The 17898-nt window shown below is 69.0% G+C and carries 14 protein-coding genes; all 14 read right to left on the bottom strand.

Features of this window, described 5'->3' with window-relative positions; all coding sequences use genetic code 11:
* Positions 1-21: 21 nt before the first annotated feature.
* On the bottom strand, positions 22-1998 hold the full coding sequence (recQ, locus tag ACFYMM_RS35885; protein WP_388394762.1) for a DNA helicase RecQ: 1977 nt from the start codon (positions 1996-1998) through the stop codon (positions 22-24).
* A gap of 186 nt (positions 1999-2184) precedes the next feature.
* Positions 2185-3834, bottom strand: a complete 1650-nt coding sequence (gene nuoN / locus ACFYMM_RS35880) for an NADH-quinone oxidoreductase subunit NuoN (protein WP_388394707.1) — start codon at positions 3832-3834, stop codon at positions 2185-2187.
* Entirely contained in the window at positions 3831-5402 is a 1572-nt protein-coding gene (locus tag ACFYMM_RS35875; RefSeq protein WP_388394704.1) for an NADH-quinone oxidoreductase subunit M, read from the bottom strand. The genes nuoN and ACFYMM_RS35875 overlap by 4 nt, the downstream gene beginning before the upstream one ends.
* A 5-nt stretch (positions 5403-5407) precedes the next feature.
* Entirely contained in the window at positions 5408-7354 is a 1947-nt protein-coding gene (nuoL, locus tag ACFYMM_RS35870; protein ID WP_388394701.1) for an NADH-quinone oxidoreductase subunit L, read from the bottom strand.
* A gap of 15 nt (positions 7355-7369) precedes the next feature.
* Positions 7370-7669, bottom strand: a complete 300-nt coding sequence (gene nuoK, locus ACFYMM_RS35865) for an NADH-quinone oxidoreductase subunit NuoK (protein ID WP_073901863.1) — start codon at positions 7667-7669, stop codon at positions 7370-7372.
* Positions 7666-8508, bottom strand: coding sequence for an NADH-quinone oxidoreductase subunit J (locus tag ACFYMM_RS35860; protein ID WP_388394698.1), 843 nt, complete (start codon positions 8506-8508; stop codon positions 7666-7668). Before ACFYMM_RS35860 ends, nuoK begins: the two co-directional genes overlap by 4 nt.
* A complete protein-coding gene (gene nuoI, locus ACFYMM_RS35855; protein WP_388394696.1) occupies positions 8505-9155 on the bottom strand; it encodes an NADH-quinone oxidoreductase subunit NuoI in 651 nt (216 codons plus the stop codon). Before nuoI ends, ACFYMM_RS35860 begins: the two co-directional genes overlap by 4 nt.
* On the bottom strand, positions 9148-10512 hold the full coding sequence (nuoH, locus tag ACFYMM_RS35850) for an NADH-quinone oxidoreductase subunit NuoH (protein WP_388394694.1): 1365 nt from the start codon (positions 10510-10512) through the stop codon (positions 9148-9150). Before nuoH ends, nuoI begins: the two co-directional genes overlap by 8 nt.
* Positions 10509-13013, bottom strand: a complete 2505-nt coding sequence (locus tag ACFYMM_RS35845) for an NADH-quinone oxidoreductase subunit G (RefSeq protein ID WP_388394692.1) — start codon at positions 13011-13013, stop codon at positions 10509-10511. Before ACFYMM_RS35845 ends, nuoH begins: the two co-directional genes overlap by 4 nt.
* On the bottom strand, positions 13010-14359 hold the full coding sequence (gene nuoF, locus ACFYMM_RS35840) for an NADH-quinone oxidoreductase subunit NuoF (RefSeq protein ID WP_388394689.1): 1350 nt from the start codon (positions 14357-14359) through the stop codon (positions 13010-13012). The genes ACFYMM_RS35845 and nuoF overlap by 4 nt, the downstream gene beginning before the upstream one ends.
* Positions 14356-15225, bottom strand: coding sequence for an NADH-quinone oxidoreductase subunit NuoE (gene nuoE / locus ACFYMM_RS35835; RefSeq protein WP_388394687.1), 870 nt, complete (start codon positions 15223-15225; stop codon positions 14356-14358). The genes nuoF and nuoE overlap by 4 nt, the downstream gene beginning before the upstream one ends.
* Positions 15222-16562 carry an NADH-quinone oxidoreductase subunit D gene (locus tag ACFYMM_RS35830; RefSeq protein WP_388394685.1) on the bottom strand — a complete coding sequence of 447 codons (1341 nt, stop codon included), beginning with the start codon at positions 16560-16562 and terminating at the stop codon, positions 15222-15224. The genes nuoE and ACFYMM_RS35830 overlap by 4 nt, the downstream gene beginning before the upstream one ends.
* Positions 16559-17341 (bottom strand): NADH-quinone oxidoreductase subunit C, encoded by a 783-nt coding sequence (locus ACFYMM_RS35825; protein ID WP_388394683.1) that lies wholly within the window; start codon positions 17339-17341, stop codon positions 16559-16561. Before ACFYMM_RS35825 ends, ACFYMM_RS35830 begins: the two co-directional genes overlap by 4 nt.
* A complete protein-coding gene (locus ACFYMM_RS35820; RefSeq protein ID WP_388394680.1) occupies positions 17338-17892 on the bottom strand; it encodes a NuoB/complex I 20 kDa subunit family protein in 555 nt (184 codons plus the stop codon). Before ACFYMM_RS35820 ends, ACFYMM_RS35825 begins: the two co-directional genes overlap by 4 nt.
* Positions 17893-17898 lie beyond the last annotated feature (6 nt).

Below are 17898 nucleotides of genomic sequence, written 5' to 3'. Positions count from 1 at the left end.
CCGGCGCTCATGCCCGGTCGTTCATATCCAGTCGTCCGGTTCGGGCTCCGAGCCCGGTTCCGGCCAGTCGTCCCCGGGGCCGCCCCCGCTCGCCGGTACCGGCTCGGCCGGTGCGTCCAAGGAAGCCAGCACTTCCAGCACGCCCTCCCCGTACGTCGCCAGCTTCTTCTCGCCGACACCGCCGACCGCACCCAGCTCCCGCACCGACCCGGGCCATGTGGTGACGATCTCCCGCAGGGTGGCGTCGTGGAAGATGACGTAGGCCGGGACACCCTGCTCACGGGCCTGCTCGGCGCGCCAGGCACGCAGGGCCTCGAAGGCGGGGAGCAGCGCGTCGGGCAGCTCGGCCACCGCAGCCTTGGCCTTGCGCTCGCCCCGGCCCGTCCCGGATGCCGAACCCGACCGGGAGGTGACCGGCTTCTTCGGCTCCTTGCGCAGCGGCACCTCCCGCTCCCGTCGCAGCACCGAGCCGCTGGCCTCGGTGAGCACCAGGGTGCCGTACTCCCCCTCCACCGCGAGCAGCCCCTGGGCCAGCAGCTGCCGGATGACGCCCCGCCATTCGCCCTCGGACAGGTCCTCGCCGATACCGAAGACGGACAGCTGGTCGTGATCGAACTGGATCACCTTGCCGGTGCGTTTGCCGAGCAGGATGTCCACGATCTGCACCGCGCCGAACTTCTGCCCGCGCTCCCGCTGCAGCCGCACCACCGTCGACAGCACCTTCTGCGCGGCGACCGTCCCGTCCCAGGTCTCCGGCGGTGTCAGGCAGGTGTCACAGTTGCCGCAGCCCACCGGCTCGGGGTCCTGCCCGAAGTAGGCGAGCAGCTGGCCCCGGCGGCACTCGGCGGTCTCGCACAGCGCGAGCATGGAGTCCAGGTGGGCGGTGGCCCGGCGCCGGAACGCCTCGTCGCCCTCGCCGGACTGGATCATCTTGCGCTGCTGTATGACGTCGTTGAGGCCGTACGCCATCCAGGCCGTGGACGGGAGCCCGTCGCGGCCGGCCCGGCCCGTCTCCTGGTAGTAGCCCTCGATCGACTTGGGCAGGTCCAGGTGGGCGACGAAGCGCACGTCCGGCTTGTCGATGCCCATGCCGAAGGCGATGGTCGCCACCACGACCAGGCCGTCCTCGCGCAGGAACCGGGACTGGTGCGCGGCGCGGGTGCCCGCGTCGAGGCCCGCGTGGTACGGCACCGCCTCGATGTCGTTGCGGCTCAGGAACTCGGCCGTCTTCTCCACCGAGTTACGGGACAGGCAGTACACGATGCCCGCGTCGCCCGGGTGCTCCTCCCGCAGGAAGGCGAGCAGCTGCTTCCTGGGGTCGGCCTTGGGCACGATCCGGTACTGGATGTTGGGCCGGTCGAAGCTCGCCACGAAGTGGCGGGCCGTCGGCATGCCCAGTCGCTGTGTGATCTCCTGATGGGTCGCCCGGGTGGCCGTCGCGGTCAGCGCGATCCGCGGGACGTCCGGCCAGCGCTCGCCCAACAGGGAGAGGGAGAGGTAGTCGGGGCGGAAGTCGTGGCCCCACTGGGACACGCAGTGCGCCTCGTCGATGGCGAAGACGGAGATCTTGCCGCGGGAGAGCAGATCGAGCGTGCCGTCCAGGCGCAGCCGCTCGGGGGCCAGGTACAGCAGGTCCAGCTCGCCGGCCAGGAACTCCGCCTCGACCACGCGACGCTCGTCGAAGTCCAGCGTGGAGTTGATGAATCCGGCGCGCACGCCGAGCGCGCGCAGGGCGTCCACCTGGTCCTGCATCAGCGCGATGAGCGGGGAGACGACAACGCCCGTACCGGGTCTGACCAGGGCCGGAATCTGATAGCACAGCGACTTTCCGCCGCCGGTGGGCATGAGGACGACGGCGTCGCCGCCGGTCACCACATGCTCGATGATCGCTTCCTGCTCGCCGCGGAAGGCTTCGTATCCGAAGACTCGGTGCAGTGTGGCCAGCGTCTCGCTGTCCGTCACCCCTGGCATCTCGCTGATCCCGTCCATCCCGCCCATCGTCCTGTCCCCCGCCCGTCGTCCCTCGACCACTGCGTCCACGATAGGCGCCCGCGCCGACAGAGCCTGAAGTTATCCACAGGTGGCTGTCCGCTTGTCGTACCACATGATGTGCGACGGTCCGGGTACGCGAAGGCCCCGTTCCCGCGGACGCGGAACCGGGGCCTCCCGCATGTGCCGCACCTCTCAGCGCACGAACACTCCCGCCTGGCTCGCAAGGTCCAGGAAGTACTGCGGCGCCACACCGAGCACCAGCGTCACCGCGACGCCCACACCGATCGCCACCATGGTCAGCGGTGACGGAACGGCGACGGTCGGGCCCTCCGGCCTGGGCTCACTGAAGAACATCAGCACGATCACCCGGATGTAGAAGAACGCCGCGATCGCCGAGGAGATCACACCGATCACGACCAGCGGGGCCGCCCCGCCTTCCGCCGCTGCCTTGAACACCGCGAACTTCCCCGCGAACCCGGAGGTCAGCGGAATGCCCGCGAAGGCCAGCAGGAATACCGCGAACACGGCCGCCACCAGCGGCGAGCGACGGCCGAGACCGGCCCACTTGGACAGATGGGTGGCCTCGCCGCCCGCGTCCCGTACCAGCGTGACCACCGCGAAGGCGCCGATCGTCACGAAGGAGTACGCGGCCAGATAGAAGAGGACCGAGGACACACCGTTCTTCGAGGTGGCGATGACACCCGCGAGGATGAATCCGGCGTGCGCGATCGACGAGTAGGCCAGCAGCCGCTTGATGTCGGTCTGTGTGATGGCGACGATCGCACCACCCAGCATGGTGACGATCGCGACGGCCCACATGACCGGCCGCCAGTCCCAGCGCAGGCCCGGCAGGACCACGTACAGCAGCCGGAGCAGCGCGCCGAACGCCGCCACCTTCGTGGCCGCCGCCATGAAGCCGGTCACCGGGGTCGGCGCGCCCTGGTAGACATCGGGCGTCCACATGTGGAACGGGACCGCGCCGACCTTGAACAGCAGGCCCATCACGATCATCGCGCCGCCGATCAGCAGCAGCGCGTCGTTGCCCATGGTGTTGGCCAGGGCCGGGTCGACGTTGGTGACCGTGCCGTCGACGACGTGGGCGATCGACGCGTACGACACCGAGCCCGCGTAGCCGTACAGCAGAGCGATGCCGAACAGCGTGAACGCGGAGGCGAACGCGCCGAGCAGGAAGTACTTGACCGCCGCCTCCTGCGACATCAGCCGCTTGCGGCGGGCCAACGCGCACAGCAGGTACAGCGGCAGGGAGAAGACCTCCAGGGCCACGAACAGCGTCAGCAGGTCGTTGGCCGAGGGGAACACCAGCATGCCGGCGACCGCGAAGAGCAGCAGCGGGAAGACCTCGGTGGTGGTGAACCCGGCCTTCACCGCGGCCTTTTCGCTGTCGCTGCCGGGCACGGACGCGGCCTGCGCCGCGAAGGAGTCCACCCGGTTGCCGTGCGCCTCCGGATCCAGCCGCCGTTCGGCGAAGGTGAACAGGCCCACCAGACCGGCCAGCAGGATCGTGCCCTGAAGGAACAGGGACGGTCCGTCGACCGCGATCGCGCCCATGGCCGCGATGTGCGCCTTGGTCGTGCCGTACCCGTCGGCCGCCAGCCCGACGACCGCGGCGAAGGCGGCACAGAGGGCCACGGCGGACACGAACACCTGCGCGTAGTAGCGGGATCTGCGCGGCACGAAGGCCTCGACCAGCACCCCGACGAGCGCCGCACCGACCACGATCAGGGTCGGCGAGAGCTGTGCGTATTCGATCTTCGGCGCGTCGATCTTCGAGATCGGGTCGGCCGCTGTTGTCCACAGGCTGTGGACGGCTGCTGCGCTCACTTGGCCGCCTCCACCTCGGGCTTGGGGTCCTTCTTGTGTACGTCAGACATGGTCTGCTTGACCGCCGGGTTGACGATGTCCGTGACCGGCTTCGGATACACACCCAGGAAGATCAACAGCACGATCAGCGGGGCGACGACCACCAGCTCGCGCACGCGCAGGTCGGGCATCGCGGAGACCTCCGGCTTCACCGGGCCCGTCATCGTCCGCTGGTAGAGGACGAGGGTGTAGAGCGCGGCGAGGACGATGCCGAGGGTGGCGATGATCCCGACCACCGGGTACCGCGTGAAGGTGCCGACCAGCACCAGGAACTCACTCACGAACGGCGCGAGCCCCGGCAGGGACAGTGTCGCCAGGCCGCCGATCAGGAACGTGCCGGCGAGCACCGGGGCGACCTTCTGCACCCCGCCGTAGTCGGCGATGAGCCGCGAGCCGCGCCGGGAGATCAGGAAGCCCGCGACCAGCATCAACGCGGCGGTGGAGATGCCGTGGTTGACCATGTAGAGGGTCGCGCCGGACTGTCCCTGGCTGGTCATCGCGAAGATGCCCAGGATGATGAAGCCGAAGTGCGAGATCGACGCGTACGCCACCAGCCGTTTGATGTCCCGCTGGCCGACGGCGAGCAGCGCCCCGTAGATGATGCTGATCAGCGCCAGTACGAGGATGACGGGCGTCGCCCACTTGCTCGCCTCCGGGAACAGTTGGAGACAGAAGCGGAGCATCGCGAAGGTGCCGACCTTGTCGACGACCGCGGTGATGAGGACGGCGACCGGGGCGGTGGCCTCCCCCATGGCGTTGGGCAGCCAGGTGTGCAGCGGCCACAGCGGCGCCTTCACCGCGAAGGCGAAGAAGAAGCCCAGGAACAGCCAGCGTTCGGTGCTGGTCGCCATGTGCAGCGAGCCGTTGGCCCGGGCCTGCACGATCTCCGGGAGGGAGAAGTTCCCGGCGACCACGTAGAGACCGATCACCGCGGCCAGCATGATCAGACCGCCGACCAGGTTGTAGAGCAGGAACTTCACCGCCGCGTACGACCGCTGCGTCGAGGCCGCCGCCTCGCCGTGCTCGTGGGCGCGGTCCCCGAAACCGCCGATGAGGAAGTACATCGGGATCAGCATGGCTTCGAAGAAGATGTAGAAGACGAAGACGTCGGTGGCCTCGAAGGAGATGATCACCATCGCCTCGACGGCCAGGATCAGGGCGAAGAAGCCCTGGGTGGGACGCCAGCGGCGGCTTCCGGTCTCCAGCGGGTCGGCATCGTGCCAGCCCGCGAGGATCACGAACGGCATCAGCAGCGCGGTCAGCGCGACGAGGGCCACCCCGATACCGTCCACGCCCAGCTCGTACCTGACCCCGAAGTCCCTGATCCAGGCGTGGGACTCGGTCATCTGGTAGCGGGCACCGCCCGGGTCGAAGCGGACCAGGATGACGATCGCCAGGGCGAGCGTGGCGAGCGCGACCAGCAGAGCCAGCCACTTGGCGGCGGTGCGCCGCGCGGCCGGTACGGCGGCCGTGGCGATCGCCCCGACGGCCGGGAGGGCCGCCGTCGCTGTCAGCAGAGGAAAGGACATCGGTATCAGACCGCCCTCATCAGCAGGGTCGCGGCGACCAGGAGGGCCGCACCGCCGAACATCGAGACCGCGTAGGAGCGTGCGAAGCCGTTCTGGAGCCGGCGCAGCCGTCCGGACAGGCCTCCGAAGCCGGCCGCGGTGCCGTTGACGACACCGTCGACCAGGGTGTGGTCGACGTACACCAGGGAGCGGGTGAGGTGCTCGCCGCCGCGTACCAGGACGACATGGTTGAAGTCGTCCTGGAGCAGGTCGCGCCGGGCGGCCCGGGTGAGCAGCGACCCGCGCGGGGCGACGGCGGGGACGGGCTTGCGGCCGTACTGCGCGTACGCGATGCCTACGCCGATGACCAGGCACACCATGGTCGCGCCGGTGACCGTCCAGGCACTGACGGGCGAGTTCCCCTCGCTGTGTCCGGTGACCGGCTCCAGCCAGTGCAGGAAGCGGTCGCCGATGCTGAAGAAACCGCCGCCGAAGACCGACCCGACGGCCAGCACGATCATCGGGATCGTCATGACCTTGGGGGACTCGTGCGGGTGGGGCTCAGCGTGCTCGCCGCGGTGCTCGGCCGCGGGCTCCGCGCTCGGCGCCTGCGGAGAACGAGTGGGTTGGTTCTTCCAACGCTCCTCTCCGAAGAACGTCATCAGCATCACCCGCGTCATGTAGAACGCCGTGATGGCCGCGCCCAGCAGGGCCGCGCCGCCGAGGATCCAGCCCTCGGTACCGCCCTTGGCGAAGGCCGCCTCGATGATCTTGTCCTTGGAGAAGAAGCCGGACAGGCCCGGGAAACCGATGATGGCGAGGTAGCCGAGGCCGAAGGTGACGAAGGTGACCGGCATGTACTTGCGCAGACCGCCGTAGCGGCGCATGTCCACCTCGTCGTTCATGCCGTGCATGACCGAACCGGCACCGAGGAACAGGCCGGCCTTGAAGAATCCGTGCGTCACCAGATGCATGATCGCGAAGACGTAGCCGATCGGGCCGAGGCCCGCCGCCAGCACCATGTAGCCGATCTGCGACATGGTCGAGCCGGCCAGCGCCTTCTTGATGTCGTCCTTCGCGCAACCGACGATCGCACCGAACAGGAGTGTGACCGCGCCGACCACGGTGACGGCGAGCTGCGCGTCGGGCGCGGCGTTGAAGATCGTCCCGGACCGGACGATCAGATAGACACCGGCGGTGACCATCGTCGCGGCGTGGATCAGGGCCGAGACCGGGGTCGGGCCCTCCATCGCGTCCCCGAGCCAGGACTGGAGCGGCACCTGGGCGGATTTGCCGCACGCGGCGAGCAGCAGCATCAGGCCGATGGCGGTGAGCCTGCCCTGGCTCGCGTCACCGGCGTGGCTGAGGACCGGCCCGAAGGCGAAGGTCCCGAACGTGGTGAACATCAGCATGATGGCGATCGACAGGCCCATGTCGCCGACGCGGTTGACCAGGAAGGCCTTCTTAGCGGCCGTCGCGGCGCTGGGCTTGTGCTGCCAGAAGCCGATCAGCAGGTACGAGGCGAGACCGACACCCTCCCAGCCGACGTAGAGCAGCAGGTAGTTGTCGGCGAGGACGAGCAGCAGCATCGCCGCGAGGAACAGGTTCAGGTAGCCGAAGAAGCGGCGGCGCCGCTCGTCGTGCTCCATGTACCCGACCGAGTACAGGTGGATCAGCGAGCCGACACCGGTGATCAGCAGCACGAACGTCATCGACAACTGGTCGAGGCGGAAGGTGACGTCCGCCTGGAAGCCGGCCACGGGGACCCAGCTGAACAAGTGCTGGATCAGGGTGCGGTGTGCGGCGTTCTTGCCCAGCAGGTCGGCGAAGAGGATCAGACCGAACACGAAGGAGGCGGTCGACAGGAGCGTGCCGATCCAGTGGCCGACGGCGTCCAGGCGCCGACCGCCGACCAGCAGGACGGCCGCTCCGAGCAGGGGCGCCGCGATGAGCAGCGCGATCAGGTTCTCCACGATTCTTCCGACCCCTTACAGCTTCATCAGGCTGGCGTCGTCGACCGAGGCCGAGTGGCGGGTACGGAACAGCGACACGATGATCGCGAGGCCCACCACCACCTCCGCGGCGGCGACGACCATCGTGAAGAAGGCGATGATCTGGCCGTCGAGGTTGCCGTGCATCCGGGAGAAGACGACGAACGCGAGGTTGCAGGCGTTGAGCATCAGCTCGATGCACATGAACACGACGATCGCGTTGCGCCTGATCAGCACCCCGGTCGCGCCGATGGTGAACAACAGTGCGGCGAGGTAGAGGTAGTTGACGGGGTTCACTTCGACGCCTCCTCGGCCCGCTTGAAGTTCGCCGGCTCGATCTCCGTGCGCTCCAGCCGCTCCTGGGAGCGCTGTTCCAGCGCCCGCAGGTCGTTGAGCGCCTCCGCCGACACGTCACGGATCTGGCCGCGCTCGCGCAGCGTCTTGTTGACCGTCAGCTCGGACGGGGTGCCGTCGGGCAGCAGGCCCGCGATGTCCACGGCGTTGTGCCGGGCGTAGACCCCCGGCGCCGGAAGCGGCGGAAGGTGCTTGCCCTCCCGGACGCGTTGCTCGGCCAGCTCGCGCTGGGTCTTGGGGCGCTCGGTGCGCTCGCGGTGGGTGAGCACCATGGCGCCGACGGCGGCCGTGATCAACAGGGCGCCGGTGAGTTCGAAGGCGAAGACGTACTTGGTGAAGATGAGAGCCGCCAACCCCTCCACGTTGCCGTTCGCGTTCGCCTGGCCGATGCCGTCGAACTCCTTCAGGGAGGCGTTGCCGAGTCCCGCGAGCAGCAGGACACCGAAGCCGACCCCGCACAGAAGGGCCAGCCAGCGCTGGCCCTTGATGGTCTCCTTCAGCGAGTCCGCGGCCGTCACGCCGACGAGCATCACCACGAACAGGAACAGCATCATGATCGCGCCCGTGTAGACGACGATCTGCACGATGCCCAGGAAGTAGGCGCCGTTGGCGAGGTAGAACACCGCCAGGACGATCATGGTTCCGGCGAGGCAGAGGGCGCTGTGCACGGCCTTCTTCATGAAGACGGTGCACAGCGCGCCGATCACGGCGACGGTGCCGAGGACCCAGAACTGGAAGGCCTCTCCGGTGGAGGTGGAGTAGGCGGCGAGTTGCGCGCTCATCGGCCGATCACCTTCTCCGACGCCGATTCTTCCTCGCCGAAGGTCGAGGTGGCCTCCTGCGGGACCTCGCCCTTGGAGAGGGCCACCTGCCGTACGGTGCCGGGCGCGGCCTCCGTCACCAGGCCCCGGTAGTAGTCCTGCTCGTCCGTGCCCGGGAAGATCGCGTGCGGTGTGTCGACCATCCCCTCCTCCAGGCCGGCCAGCAGCTGCTCCTTGGTGTAGATGAGGTTGGCGCGACTGGAGTCCGCCAGTTCGAACTCGTTGGTCATCGTCAGCGCGCGCGTGGGGCAGGCCTCGATGCACAGGCCGCACAGGATGCAGCGGGCGTAGTTGATCTGGTAGACGCGGCCGTACCGTTCGCCCGGCGAGTAGCGCTCCTCGTCCGTGTTGTCGGCGCCCTCCACGTAGATGGCGTCGGCGGGGCAGGCCCAGGCGCACAGCTCGCAGCCGACGCACTTCTCCAGGCCGTCCGGATGGCGGTTGAGCTGGTGCCGTCCGTGGAACCGCGGAGCCGTGGTCTTCTGTTGCTCCGGGTACTGCTCGGTCAGCCGCTTCTTGAACATGGCCTTGAAGGTCACGCCGAAGCCGGCCACGGGATTCTGGAAGCCGGGCTTGGTCCGCCCGGCGTCCTTTGGCTCCTCAGCCATCGGACGCCTCCTTTCCATCCGAAGTTCCGTCACTGACAGTGTCGGGCCCACCACTGACAATCAGCTCCCGCTCGCGGTGCGAGCGCCGCCTGGGCACCGGCGGCAACTCCTGTCCGGGCAGTGGCGGTACGGGGAATCCGCCGGCCAGCGGGTCGAACCCGCCCTGCTGCGCCGCGGGCTCCCCGGCCGTCTTCGCCTTGTCGCGGAAGATGTCGACGATGAAGGACAGCAGGAGCAGGGTCAGGACGCCGCCGCCGACGTAGAGGGCGATGTCGGCGAAGTCGTAGTGCTCGTTGCGCAGGGTCCGTACGGTCGCGACGAGCATCAGCCAGGTCACGGAGACCGGGATGAGGACCTTCCAGCCGAGCTTCATCAGCTGGTCGTAGCGGACCCGTGGGAGCGTGCCGCGCAGCCAGATGAAGAAGAACAGCAGCAACTGGACCTTGATGACGAACCAGAGCAGGGGCCACCAGCCGTGGTTCGCGCCCTCCCAGAAGGAGCTGATCGGCCACGGGGCCCGCCAGCCGCCGAGGAAGAGCGTGGTCGACACGGCCGAGACGGTCACCATGTTGACGTACTCGGCGAGCATGAACATCGCGAACTTGATCGACGAGTACTCGGTGTTGAAGCCGCCGACCAGGTCGCCCTCGGACTCCGGCATGTCGAAGGGGGCGCGGTTGGTCTCGCCGACCATCGTGACGATGTAGAGGACGAAGGAGACCGGCAGCAGCAGGATGTACCAGCGGTCGTGCTGCTGCTGGACGATCGTCGACGTCGACATCGACCCCGAGTAGAGGAACACCGAGGCGAAGGAGGCGCCCATGGCGATCTCGTACGAGATCATCTGCGCGCAGGAGCGCAGGCCGCCCAGCAGCGGATAGGTGGATCCAGAACTCCAACCCGCCAGCACGATGCCGTAGATGCCGACCGAGGCGACCGCGAGGATGTACAGCATCGCGATCGGCAGGTCGGTGAGCTGCATCGCGGTGCGGTGGCCGAAGATCGAGATCTCGTTGCCGGCGGGTCCGAAGGGGATCACCGCGATCGCCATGAAGGCCGGGATGGCCGCGACGATCGGCGCGAGGACGTACACCACCTTGTCCGCGCGTTTGACGATGACGTCTTCCTTCAGCATCAGCTTGATGCCGTCGGCGAGCGACTGGAGCATGCCCCAGGGGCCGTGCCGGTTGGGGCCGATGCGCAGCTGCATCCAGGCGACGACCTTGCGCTCCCAGACGATGGAGAACAGCACCGTCACCATCAGGAAGGCGAAGCAGAACACCGCCTTGACGACGACCAGCCACCAGGGGTCGCGGCCGAACATCGAGAGGTCTTCAGCGGCGAGGTACGGGCTCATGCCTCCACCTCCTTGGGGGCGTCGGCGGCGGCCGTCGCCGGTCCGATACGGACGAGGGAGCCGGGCGTGGCCCCGGTGTCGGAGGCGACGCCGCCACCGACGGAGTTCAGCGGAAGCCAGACCACCCGGTCGGGCATCTCGGTGATCTGGAGCGGGAGTTCCACCGCGCCGGAGGGCCCGGTCACGGAGAGCGGATCGCCGTCATCGACGCCCGCTTCGGCGGCCGTAGCGGCCGACACGCGCGCGTGTGCCGCGTGCCGGGTCCCGGCGAGCGCCTCGTCGCCCTGCTGGAGGACACCCCGGTCGAGCAGCAGCCGGTGCCCGGCGAGCACCGCCTCGCCGACGGCGGGACGCGGCAGCGAGCCCGCCGTCTCCAGCGGTTCGGAGGCCCGCGGACCGTCCCAGCCGCCGAGCCGGTCGATCTCCGCGCGCGTGGTGCGCAGATCCGGCAGTCCGAGGTGGACGTCCATGGCCTCGGCCAGCATCTGCAGCACGCGCGTGTCGGCCGGCGCCAGGCGGCGCGTCATCTGGTCGGGCTTGAGCGCTGCCTCGAAGAAGCGCACCCGTCCCTCCCAGTTGAGGAAGGTGCCCGGCTTCTCGGCCACGGCCGCGACCGGAAGTACGACGTCGGCGTGGTCGGTGACCTCGCTGGGCCGAAGCTCCAGCGAGACCAGGAAGCCGACCGCGGCCAGCGCCTCACGCGCGCGTGCCGGGTCGGGCAGGTCGGCGACCTCCACCCCGGCGACCAGCAGGGCGGACAGCTCGCCGGTGGCGGCGGCCTCGATGATCTGGCCGGTGTCACGTCCGTACCGTGACGGGAGTTCGGCGAGCCCCCAGGCGGCGGCGACCTCGTCACGCGCGCGTGGGTCGGTCGCCGGGCGGCCGCCCGGCAGCAGCGACGGCAGCGCGCCCGCCTCGATCGCGCCGCGCTCCCCGGCCCTGCGCGGAATCCACACCAGCCGCGCGCCGGTCGCCGAGGCGGCCCGTACGGCGGCGGTGAGGCCACCGGCGACCGCGGCCAGCCGCTCGCCGACGACGATGACCGCGCCCTCGGTACGCAGTGCCTCGGCGGCCAGCGTGCCGGGCTCCTCCAGGCCGGCGCCGCTCGCGAGCGCGTCCAGCCACTTGGTCTCGGTGCCGGGAGCGGCCGGCAGCAGGGTGCCGCCCGCCTTCTGGAGCCCGCGCGTGGCGTGCGTGGCCAGCGCGAACACCGTCTGCTTGTGCCGTCGCCAGGCCTTGCGCAGCCGCAGGAAGACGCCGGGTGCCTCCTCCTCGGACTCGAACCCGACCAGCAGGACGGCGGGCGCCTTCTCCAGGGAGGCGTACGTGACGCCCGCGCCGTCGAGGTCACGGCCGTGACCCGCCACCCGGGCGGCCAGGAAGTCGGCCTCCTCGCTGCTGTGCACACGCGCGCGGAAGTCGATGTCGTTGGTGTCGAGGGCCACGCGCGCGAACTTGCTGTAGGCGTAGGCGTCCTCGACGGTCAGCCGGCCGCCGGTGAGGACGCCGGCCCGGGAACGGGCCGCGGCGAGTCCGCGCGCGGCCGCCTCCAGCGCTTCCGGCCAGGAGGCGGGCTCCAGAACGCCGTCGGTGTTTCGTACCAGCGGGGTGTCGAGGCGGTCCCGCTGCTGCGCGTACCGGAACGCGAAGCGTCCCTTGTCGCAGATCCACTCCTCGTTGACCTCGGGGTCGTTGGCGGCGAGCCGCCGCATGACCTTGCCGCGCCGGTGGTCCGTGCGGGTGGCGCAACCGCCGGCGCAGTGCTCGCACACGGACGGCGAGGAGATGAGGTCGAAGGGGCGGGAGCGGAAGCGGTACGCCGCCGAGGTGAGCGCGCCGACCGGGCAGATCTGGATGGTGTTGCCGGAGAAGTACGACTCGAACGGGTCGCCCTCACCGGTGCCCACCTGTTGCAGCGCGCCCCGCTCCACCAGCTCGATCATCGGGTCGCCCGCGATCTGGTTGGAGAAGCGGGTGCAGCGGGCGCACAGCACGCACCGCTCCCGGTCGAGCAGCACCTGCGTGGAGATCGGCACGGGCTTCTCGTAGGTCCGCTTCTTTCCGTCGAAGCGGGACTCGGCGTTGCCGTGCGACATGGCCTGGTTCTGCAGCGGGCACTCGCCGCCCTTGTCGCAGACGGGGCAGTCCAGCGGGTGGTTGATGAGCAGCAGCTCCATCACACCGTGCTGGGCCTTCTCGGCGACCGGCGAGGTGAGGTGGGTCTTCACCACCATCCCGTCGGTGCAGGTGATCGTGCAGGACGCCATGGGCTTGCGCTGGCCCTCGACCTCGACGATGCACTGGCGGCAGGCGCCGGCCGGGTCGAGGAGAGGGTGGTCGCAGAAGCGGGGGATCTCGATGCCGAGCTGCTCGGCGGCCCGGATGACCAGGGTGCCCTTGGGCACGCTGATCTCGATGCCGTCGATCGTCAGCGTGACGAGGTCTTCCGGCGGGACCGCCGTCTCTCCCCCTCCGGAGGGAGCGCTGGTGGTCACGGTCATGCGTTCACCTCCGGGCGGTCGGCCCAGGCCGTGGACTTCGCCGGGTCGAAGGGGCAGCCCCGGCCGGTGATGTGCTGCTCGTACTCCTCGCGGAAGTACTTGAGCGAGGAGAAGATCGGTGAGGCGGCACCGTCACCGAGGGCGCAGAAGGACTTGCCGTTGATGTTGTCGGCGATGTCGTTCAGCTTGTCGAGGTCGGACATGACGCCCTTGCCGGCCTCGATGTCCCGCAGCAACTGCACCAGCCAGTACGTTCCTTCGCGGCAGGGCGTGCACTTGCCGCAGGACTCGTGGGCGTAGAACTCGGTCCAGCGGGTGACGGCCCGCACCACGCAGGTCGTCTCGTCGAAGCACTGCAGGGCTTTCGTACCGAGCATGGAACCCGCGGCACCCACTCCTTCGTAATCCAGAGGGACGTCGAGGTGCTCGTCGGTGAACATCGGCGTCGAGGAGCCGCCCGGTGTCCAGAACTTCAGCCGGTGACCGGGGCGCATCCCGCCGCTCATGTCGAGGAGCTGACGCAGGGTGATACCGAGCGGCGCCTCGTACTGGCCGGGGCTCGCGACGTGTCCGCTGAGCGAGTAGAGCGTGAAGCCGGGAGACTTCTCGCTCCCCATCGCCCGGAACCATTCCTTGCCGTTTTTCAGGATGGCGGGAACTGACGCGATCGACTCGACGTTATTCACCACAGTCGGACAGGCGTAGAGGCCTTCCACCGCAGGGAAGGGGGGACGCAGCCGCGGTTGACCACGGCGGCCTTCGAGCGAGTCGAGCAGTGCGGTCTCCTCACCGCAGATGTACGCGCCCGCACCGGCGTGCACGGTGAGTTCGAGGTCGAGTCCGCTGCCCAGGATGTTCTCGCCGAGGTAGCCCGCCGCGTAGGCCTCGCGCACGGCCTCGTGCAACCGCCGCAGAACGGGGACCACTTCACCACGCAGATAGATGAAGGCATGCGAAGACCTGATGGCATAGCACGCGATCACGATGCCCTCGATGAGGCTGTGCGGGTTCGCGAAGAGGAGCGGGATGTCCTTGCAGGTTCCGGGCTCCGATTCGTCGGCGTTGACAACTAGATAGTGCGGTTTTCCATCACCCTGGGGAATGAACTGCCACTTCATCCCCGTCGGGAATCCCGCGCCGCCCCGCCCGCGCAGACCTGACTCCTTCACGTACGCGATCAGGTCGTCCGGTGACATGGCGAGCGCCCTGCGGAGTCCCTCGTACCCTTCGTGCCTCCGGTAGACGTCCAGAGTCCAGGACCGGTCCTCGTCCCAGAAGGCCGACAGCACGGGTGCGAGCAGCTTCTCGGGGCTCGTGTCCTTGAGTTCGGGTGCCACGGTCATCACTCCCCCTCCTCGGCGGTAGGCCCTGCCGGGTGGGCCGGGTCGGAGGCCGATGTGTCCTGCGGCGCGTCATGAGAACTGAGGTGCTCGGCCGGCGACGGCTCGTGCACCCGGTCCTGCGGTTCGTCCTGCGGACCGCCGTCGCGCGGATGGACCACGCGCGCGGGTGCGGCCTCTCCCCTTGCCAGGCGAAGGCCCACCAGCGACGCGGGTCCCGCACTGCCGCTCTCCTCGACGGCCCCTGGCCGCTCGTCGGGGAAGCCGGCCAGAATCCGCGCGGTCTCCTTGAAGGTGCACAGGCGCGCCCCGCGCGTGGGCTCGACCGGCCGGCCCGCGCGGAGGTCGTCGACCAGGCGCTTGGCGCTGCCCGGTGTCTGGTTGTCGAAGAACTCCCAGTTCACCATCACGACGGGCGCGAAGTCGCAGGCCGCGTTGCACTCGATGTGCTCCAGGGTGACCTTGCCGTCGTCGGTGGTCCCACCGTTTCCGACGCCCAGGTGTTCCTGGAGGGTCTCGAAGATCGCGTCGCCGCCCATCACCGCGCACAGCGTGTTGGTGCACACGCCGACCTGGTAGTCACCGGACGGCTTGCGCCGGTACATGGTGTAGAAGGTGGCGACCGCGGTGACCTCGGCCGTGGTCAGGTCCAGCATGTCGGCGCAGAACCGCATACCGGTGCGCGTGACATGGCCCTCCTCCGACTGCACGAGATGCAGCAACGGCAGCAGGGCGGACCGGGAGTCGGGGTAGCGCGCGATCACCTCGCGCGCGTCCGCCTCCAGCCGGGCCCGGACGTCGTCCGGGTACGCGGGCGCGGGCAGTTCGGGCATGCCCAGGCTGACGCCCCGCTCCGAGGAACTGGTGGTCACCGGTCGACGCCTCCCATCACGGGGTCGATGGACGCGACGGCGACGATGACGTCGGCGACCTGGCCGCCTTCGCACATCGCCGCCATGGCCTGCAGGTTGGTGAAGGACGGGTCACGGAAGTGGACCCGGTAGGGGCGGGTGCCTCCGTCGGAAACGGCGTGCACCCCGAGTTCGCCCTTGGGTGACTCGACCGCCGCGTACGCCTGTCCCGGCGGGACGCGGAAGCCCTCGGTGACCAGCTTGAAGTGGTGGATCAGGGCCTCCATGGAGGTGCCCATGATCTTCTTGATGTGGTCGAGGGAGTTGCCGAGGCCGTCCGGTCCCAGGGCGAGCTGGGCGGGCCAGGCGATCTTCTTGTCGGCGACCATGACCGGCCCGGGCTGGAGCCGGTCCAGGCACTGCTCGACGATCCTGAGCGACTGGCGCATCTCCTCCAGGCGGATCAGGAAGCGGCCGTAGGAGTCACAGGAGTCGGCGGTCGGGACGTCGAAGTCGTACGTCTCGTAGTCGCAGTACGGCTGCGTCTTGCGCAGGTCGTGCGGCAGGCCGGTGGAGCGGAGGATCGGGCCGGTGGCACCGAGGGCCATGCAGCCGGCCAGGTCGAGGTAGCCGACGTCCTGCATGCGGGCCTTGAAGATGGGGTTCCCGGTGGCGAGCTTGTCGTACTCCGGGAGGTTCTTCTTCATCTTCTTCACGAACTCGCGGATGTGGTCCACCGCGCCGGGCGGCAGGTCCTGTGCGAGTCCGCCCGGGCGGATGTACGCGTGGTTCATCCTGAGGCCCGTGATCAGCTCGTAGATGTCGAGAATCATTTCACGATCACGGAATCCGTAGATCATGATCGTGGTGGCGCCCAGTTCCATGCCTCCGGTGGCGATGCACACCAGATGGGAGGACATCCGGTTCAGCTCCATCAGGAGCACCCGGATGATCTTGGCTCGCTCGGTGATCTGCTCTTCCAGGCCGAGGAGCTTCTCGACGGCGAGACAGTAGGCGGTCTCGTTGAAGAAGGACGTCAGGTAGTCCATGCGCGTCACGAACGTGGTGCCCTGCGTCCAGGTCCGGTACTCGAGGTTCTTCTCGATGCCGGTGTGGAGGTAGCCGATGCCGCAGCGGGCCTCGGTGACCGTCTCGCCCTCGATCTCCAGGATCAGGCGAAGCACCCCATGGGTGGACGGATGCTGGGGACCCATGTTGACGACGATGCGTTCGTCGTCGGCGCGGGCCGCGGACTGGACGACCTCGTCCCAGTCGCCACCGGTGACCGTATATACGGTGCCCTCGGTGGTCTCGCGGGCCGAGGCGGCGGAGGCCGCGGATGCTGACTGCGTGCTCACGAGTACGACCTCCGCTGGTCCGGAGCCGGGATCTGGGCGCCCTTGTACTCGACGGGGATGCCGCCGAGGGGGTAGTCCTTGCGCTGCGGGTGGCCCTGCCAGTCGTCGGGCATCATGATCCGTGTCAGGGCCGGGTGACCGTCGAAGACGATTCCGAAGAAGTCGTAGGTCTCGCGCTCGTGCCAGTCGTTGGTCGGATAGACCGGGACCAGGGACGGGATGTGCGGGTCGCCGTCCGGGGCGCTGACCTCCAGCCGGATCAGCCGGTTGTGGGTGATCGAGCGCAGGTGGTAGACGGCGTGCAGCTCGCGGCCCTTGTCGTGCGGGTAGTGGACCCCGCTGACGCCGGTGCACAGCTCGAAGCGCAGGGCCGGGTCGTCGCGCAGGGTGCGGGCGACGCGGACCAGGTGCTCGCGTTCGATGCGGAAGGTGAGTTCGCCGCGGTCGACGACCGTCCTCTCGATGGCGTTGCCGGGGAGCAGGCCCTGCTCCTCCAGCGCGCCCTCGAGTTCGTCGGCGACCTCGTCGAACCAGCCTCCGTAGGGGCGGGCCGCCGGTCCCGGGAGGCGGACCGAGCGGACCAGGCCGCCGTAGCCGGAGGTGTCCCCGCCGTTGTCGGCGCCGAACATGCCGCGCTGGACGCGGATCTCCTCGCCGCCACCGCCGCGCCGGCCGGGCAGGTTGTCGGCCGCGAGGTCCTTGTCGGGGTTGACCCCGTTCGCGGAGCCGCCCGCGCCATGGGTGCCGTTCGCACCGTGGGTGCCGTTCGCGTCGCTCACCGCAGCAGCCCCTTCATCTCGATCGTCGGCAGGGCCTTGAGCGCCGCTTTCTCCGCCTCCCGGGCCGCTTCCTCGGCGTTCACGCCGAGCTTGGAGGACTGGATCTTCTGGTGGAGCTTGAGGATCGCGTCCATCAGCATCTCGGGGCGGGGCGGGCAGCCGGGGAGGTAGATGTCGACCGGGACGATGTGGTCGACGCCCTGGACGATGGCGTAGTTGTTGAACATGCCGCCCGAGGAGGCGCAGACGCCCATGGAGATCACCCATTTCGGGTTGGGCATCTGGTCGTAGACCTGCCGCAGCACCGGCGCCATCTTCTGGCTGACCCGGCCGGCCACGATCATCAGGTCCGCCTGGCGCGGTGAGCCGCGGAAGACCTCCATGCCGAACCGCGCCAGGTCGTAGCGGCCGGCGCCGGTGGTCATCATCTCGATGGCACAGCACGCGAGGCCGAAGGTGGCGGGGAAGACGGACGCCTTGCGCACCCAGCCCGCGGCCTGCTCGACGGTGGTCAGCAGGAATCCGCTCGGCAGTTTTTCTTCGAGTCCCATGTCTTA

Source organism: Streptomyces sp. NPDC006739 (genome assembly GCF_042869815.1).
In the GTDB taxonomy this organism is placed as follows: Bacteria; Actinomycetota; Actinomycetes; order Streptomycetales; family Streptomycetaceae; genus Streptomyces.
This window is presented reverse-complemented; position numbering and strand designations above follow the sequence as displayed.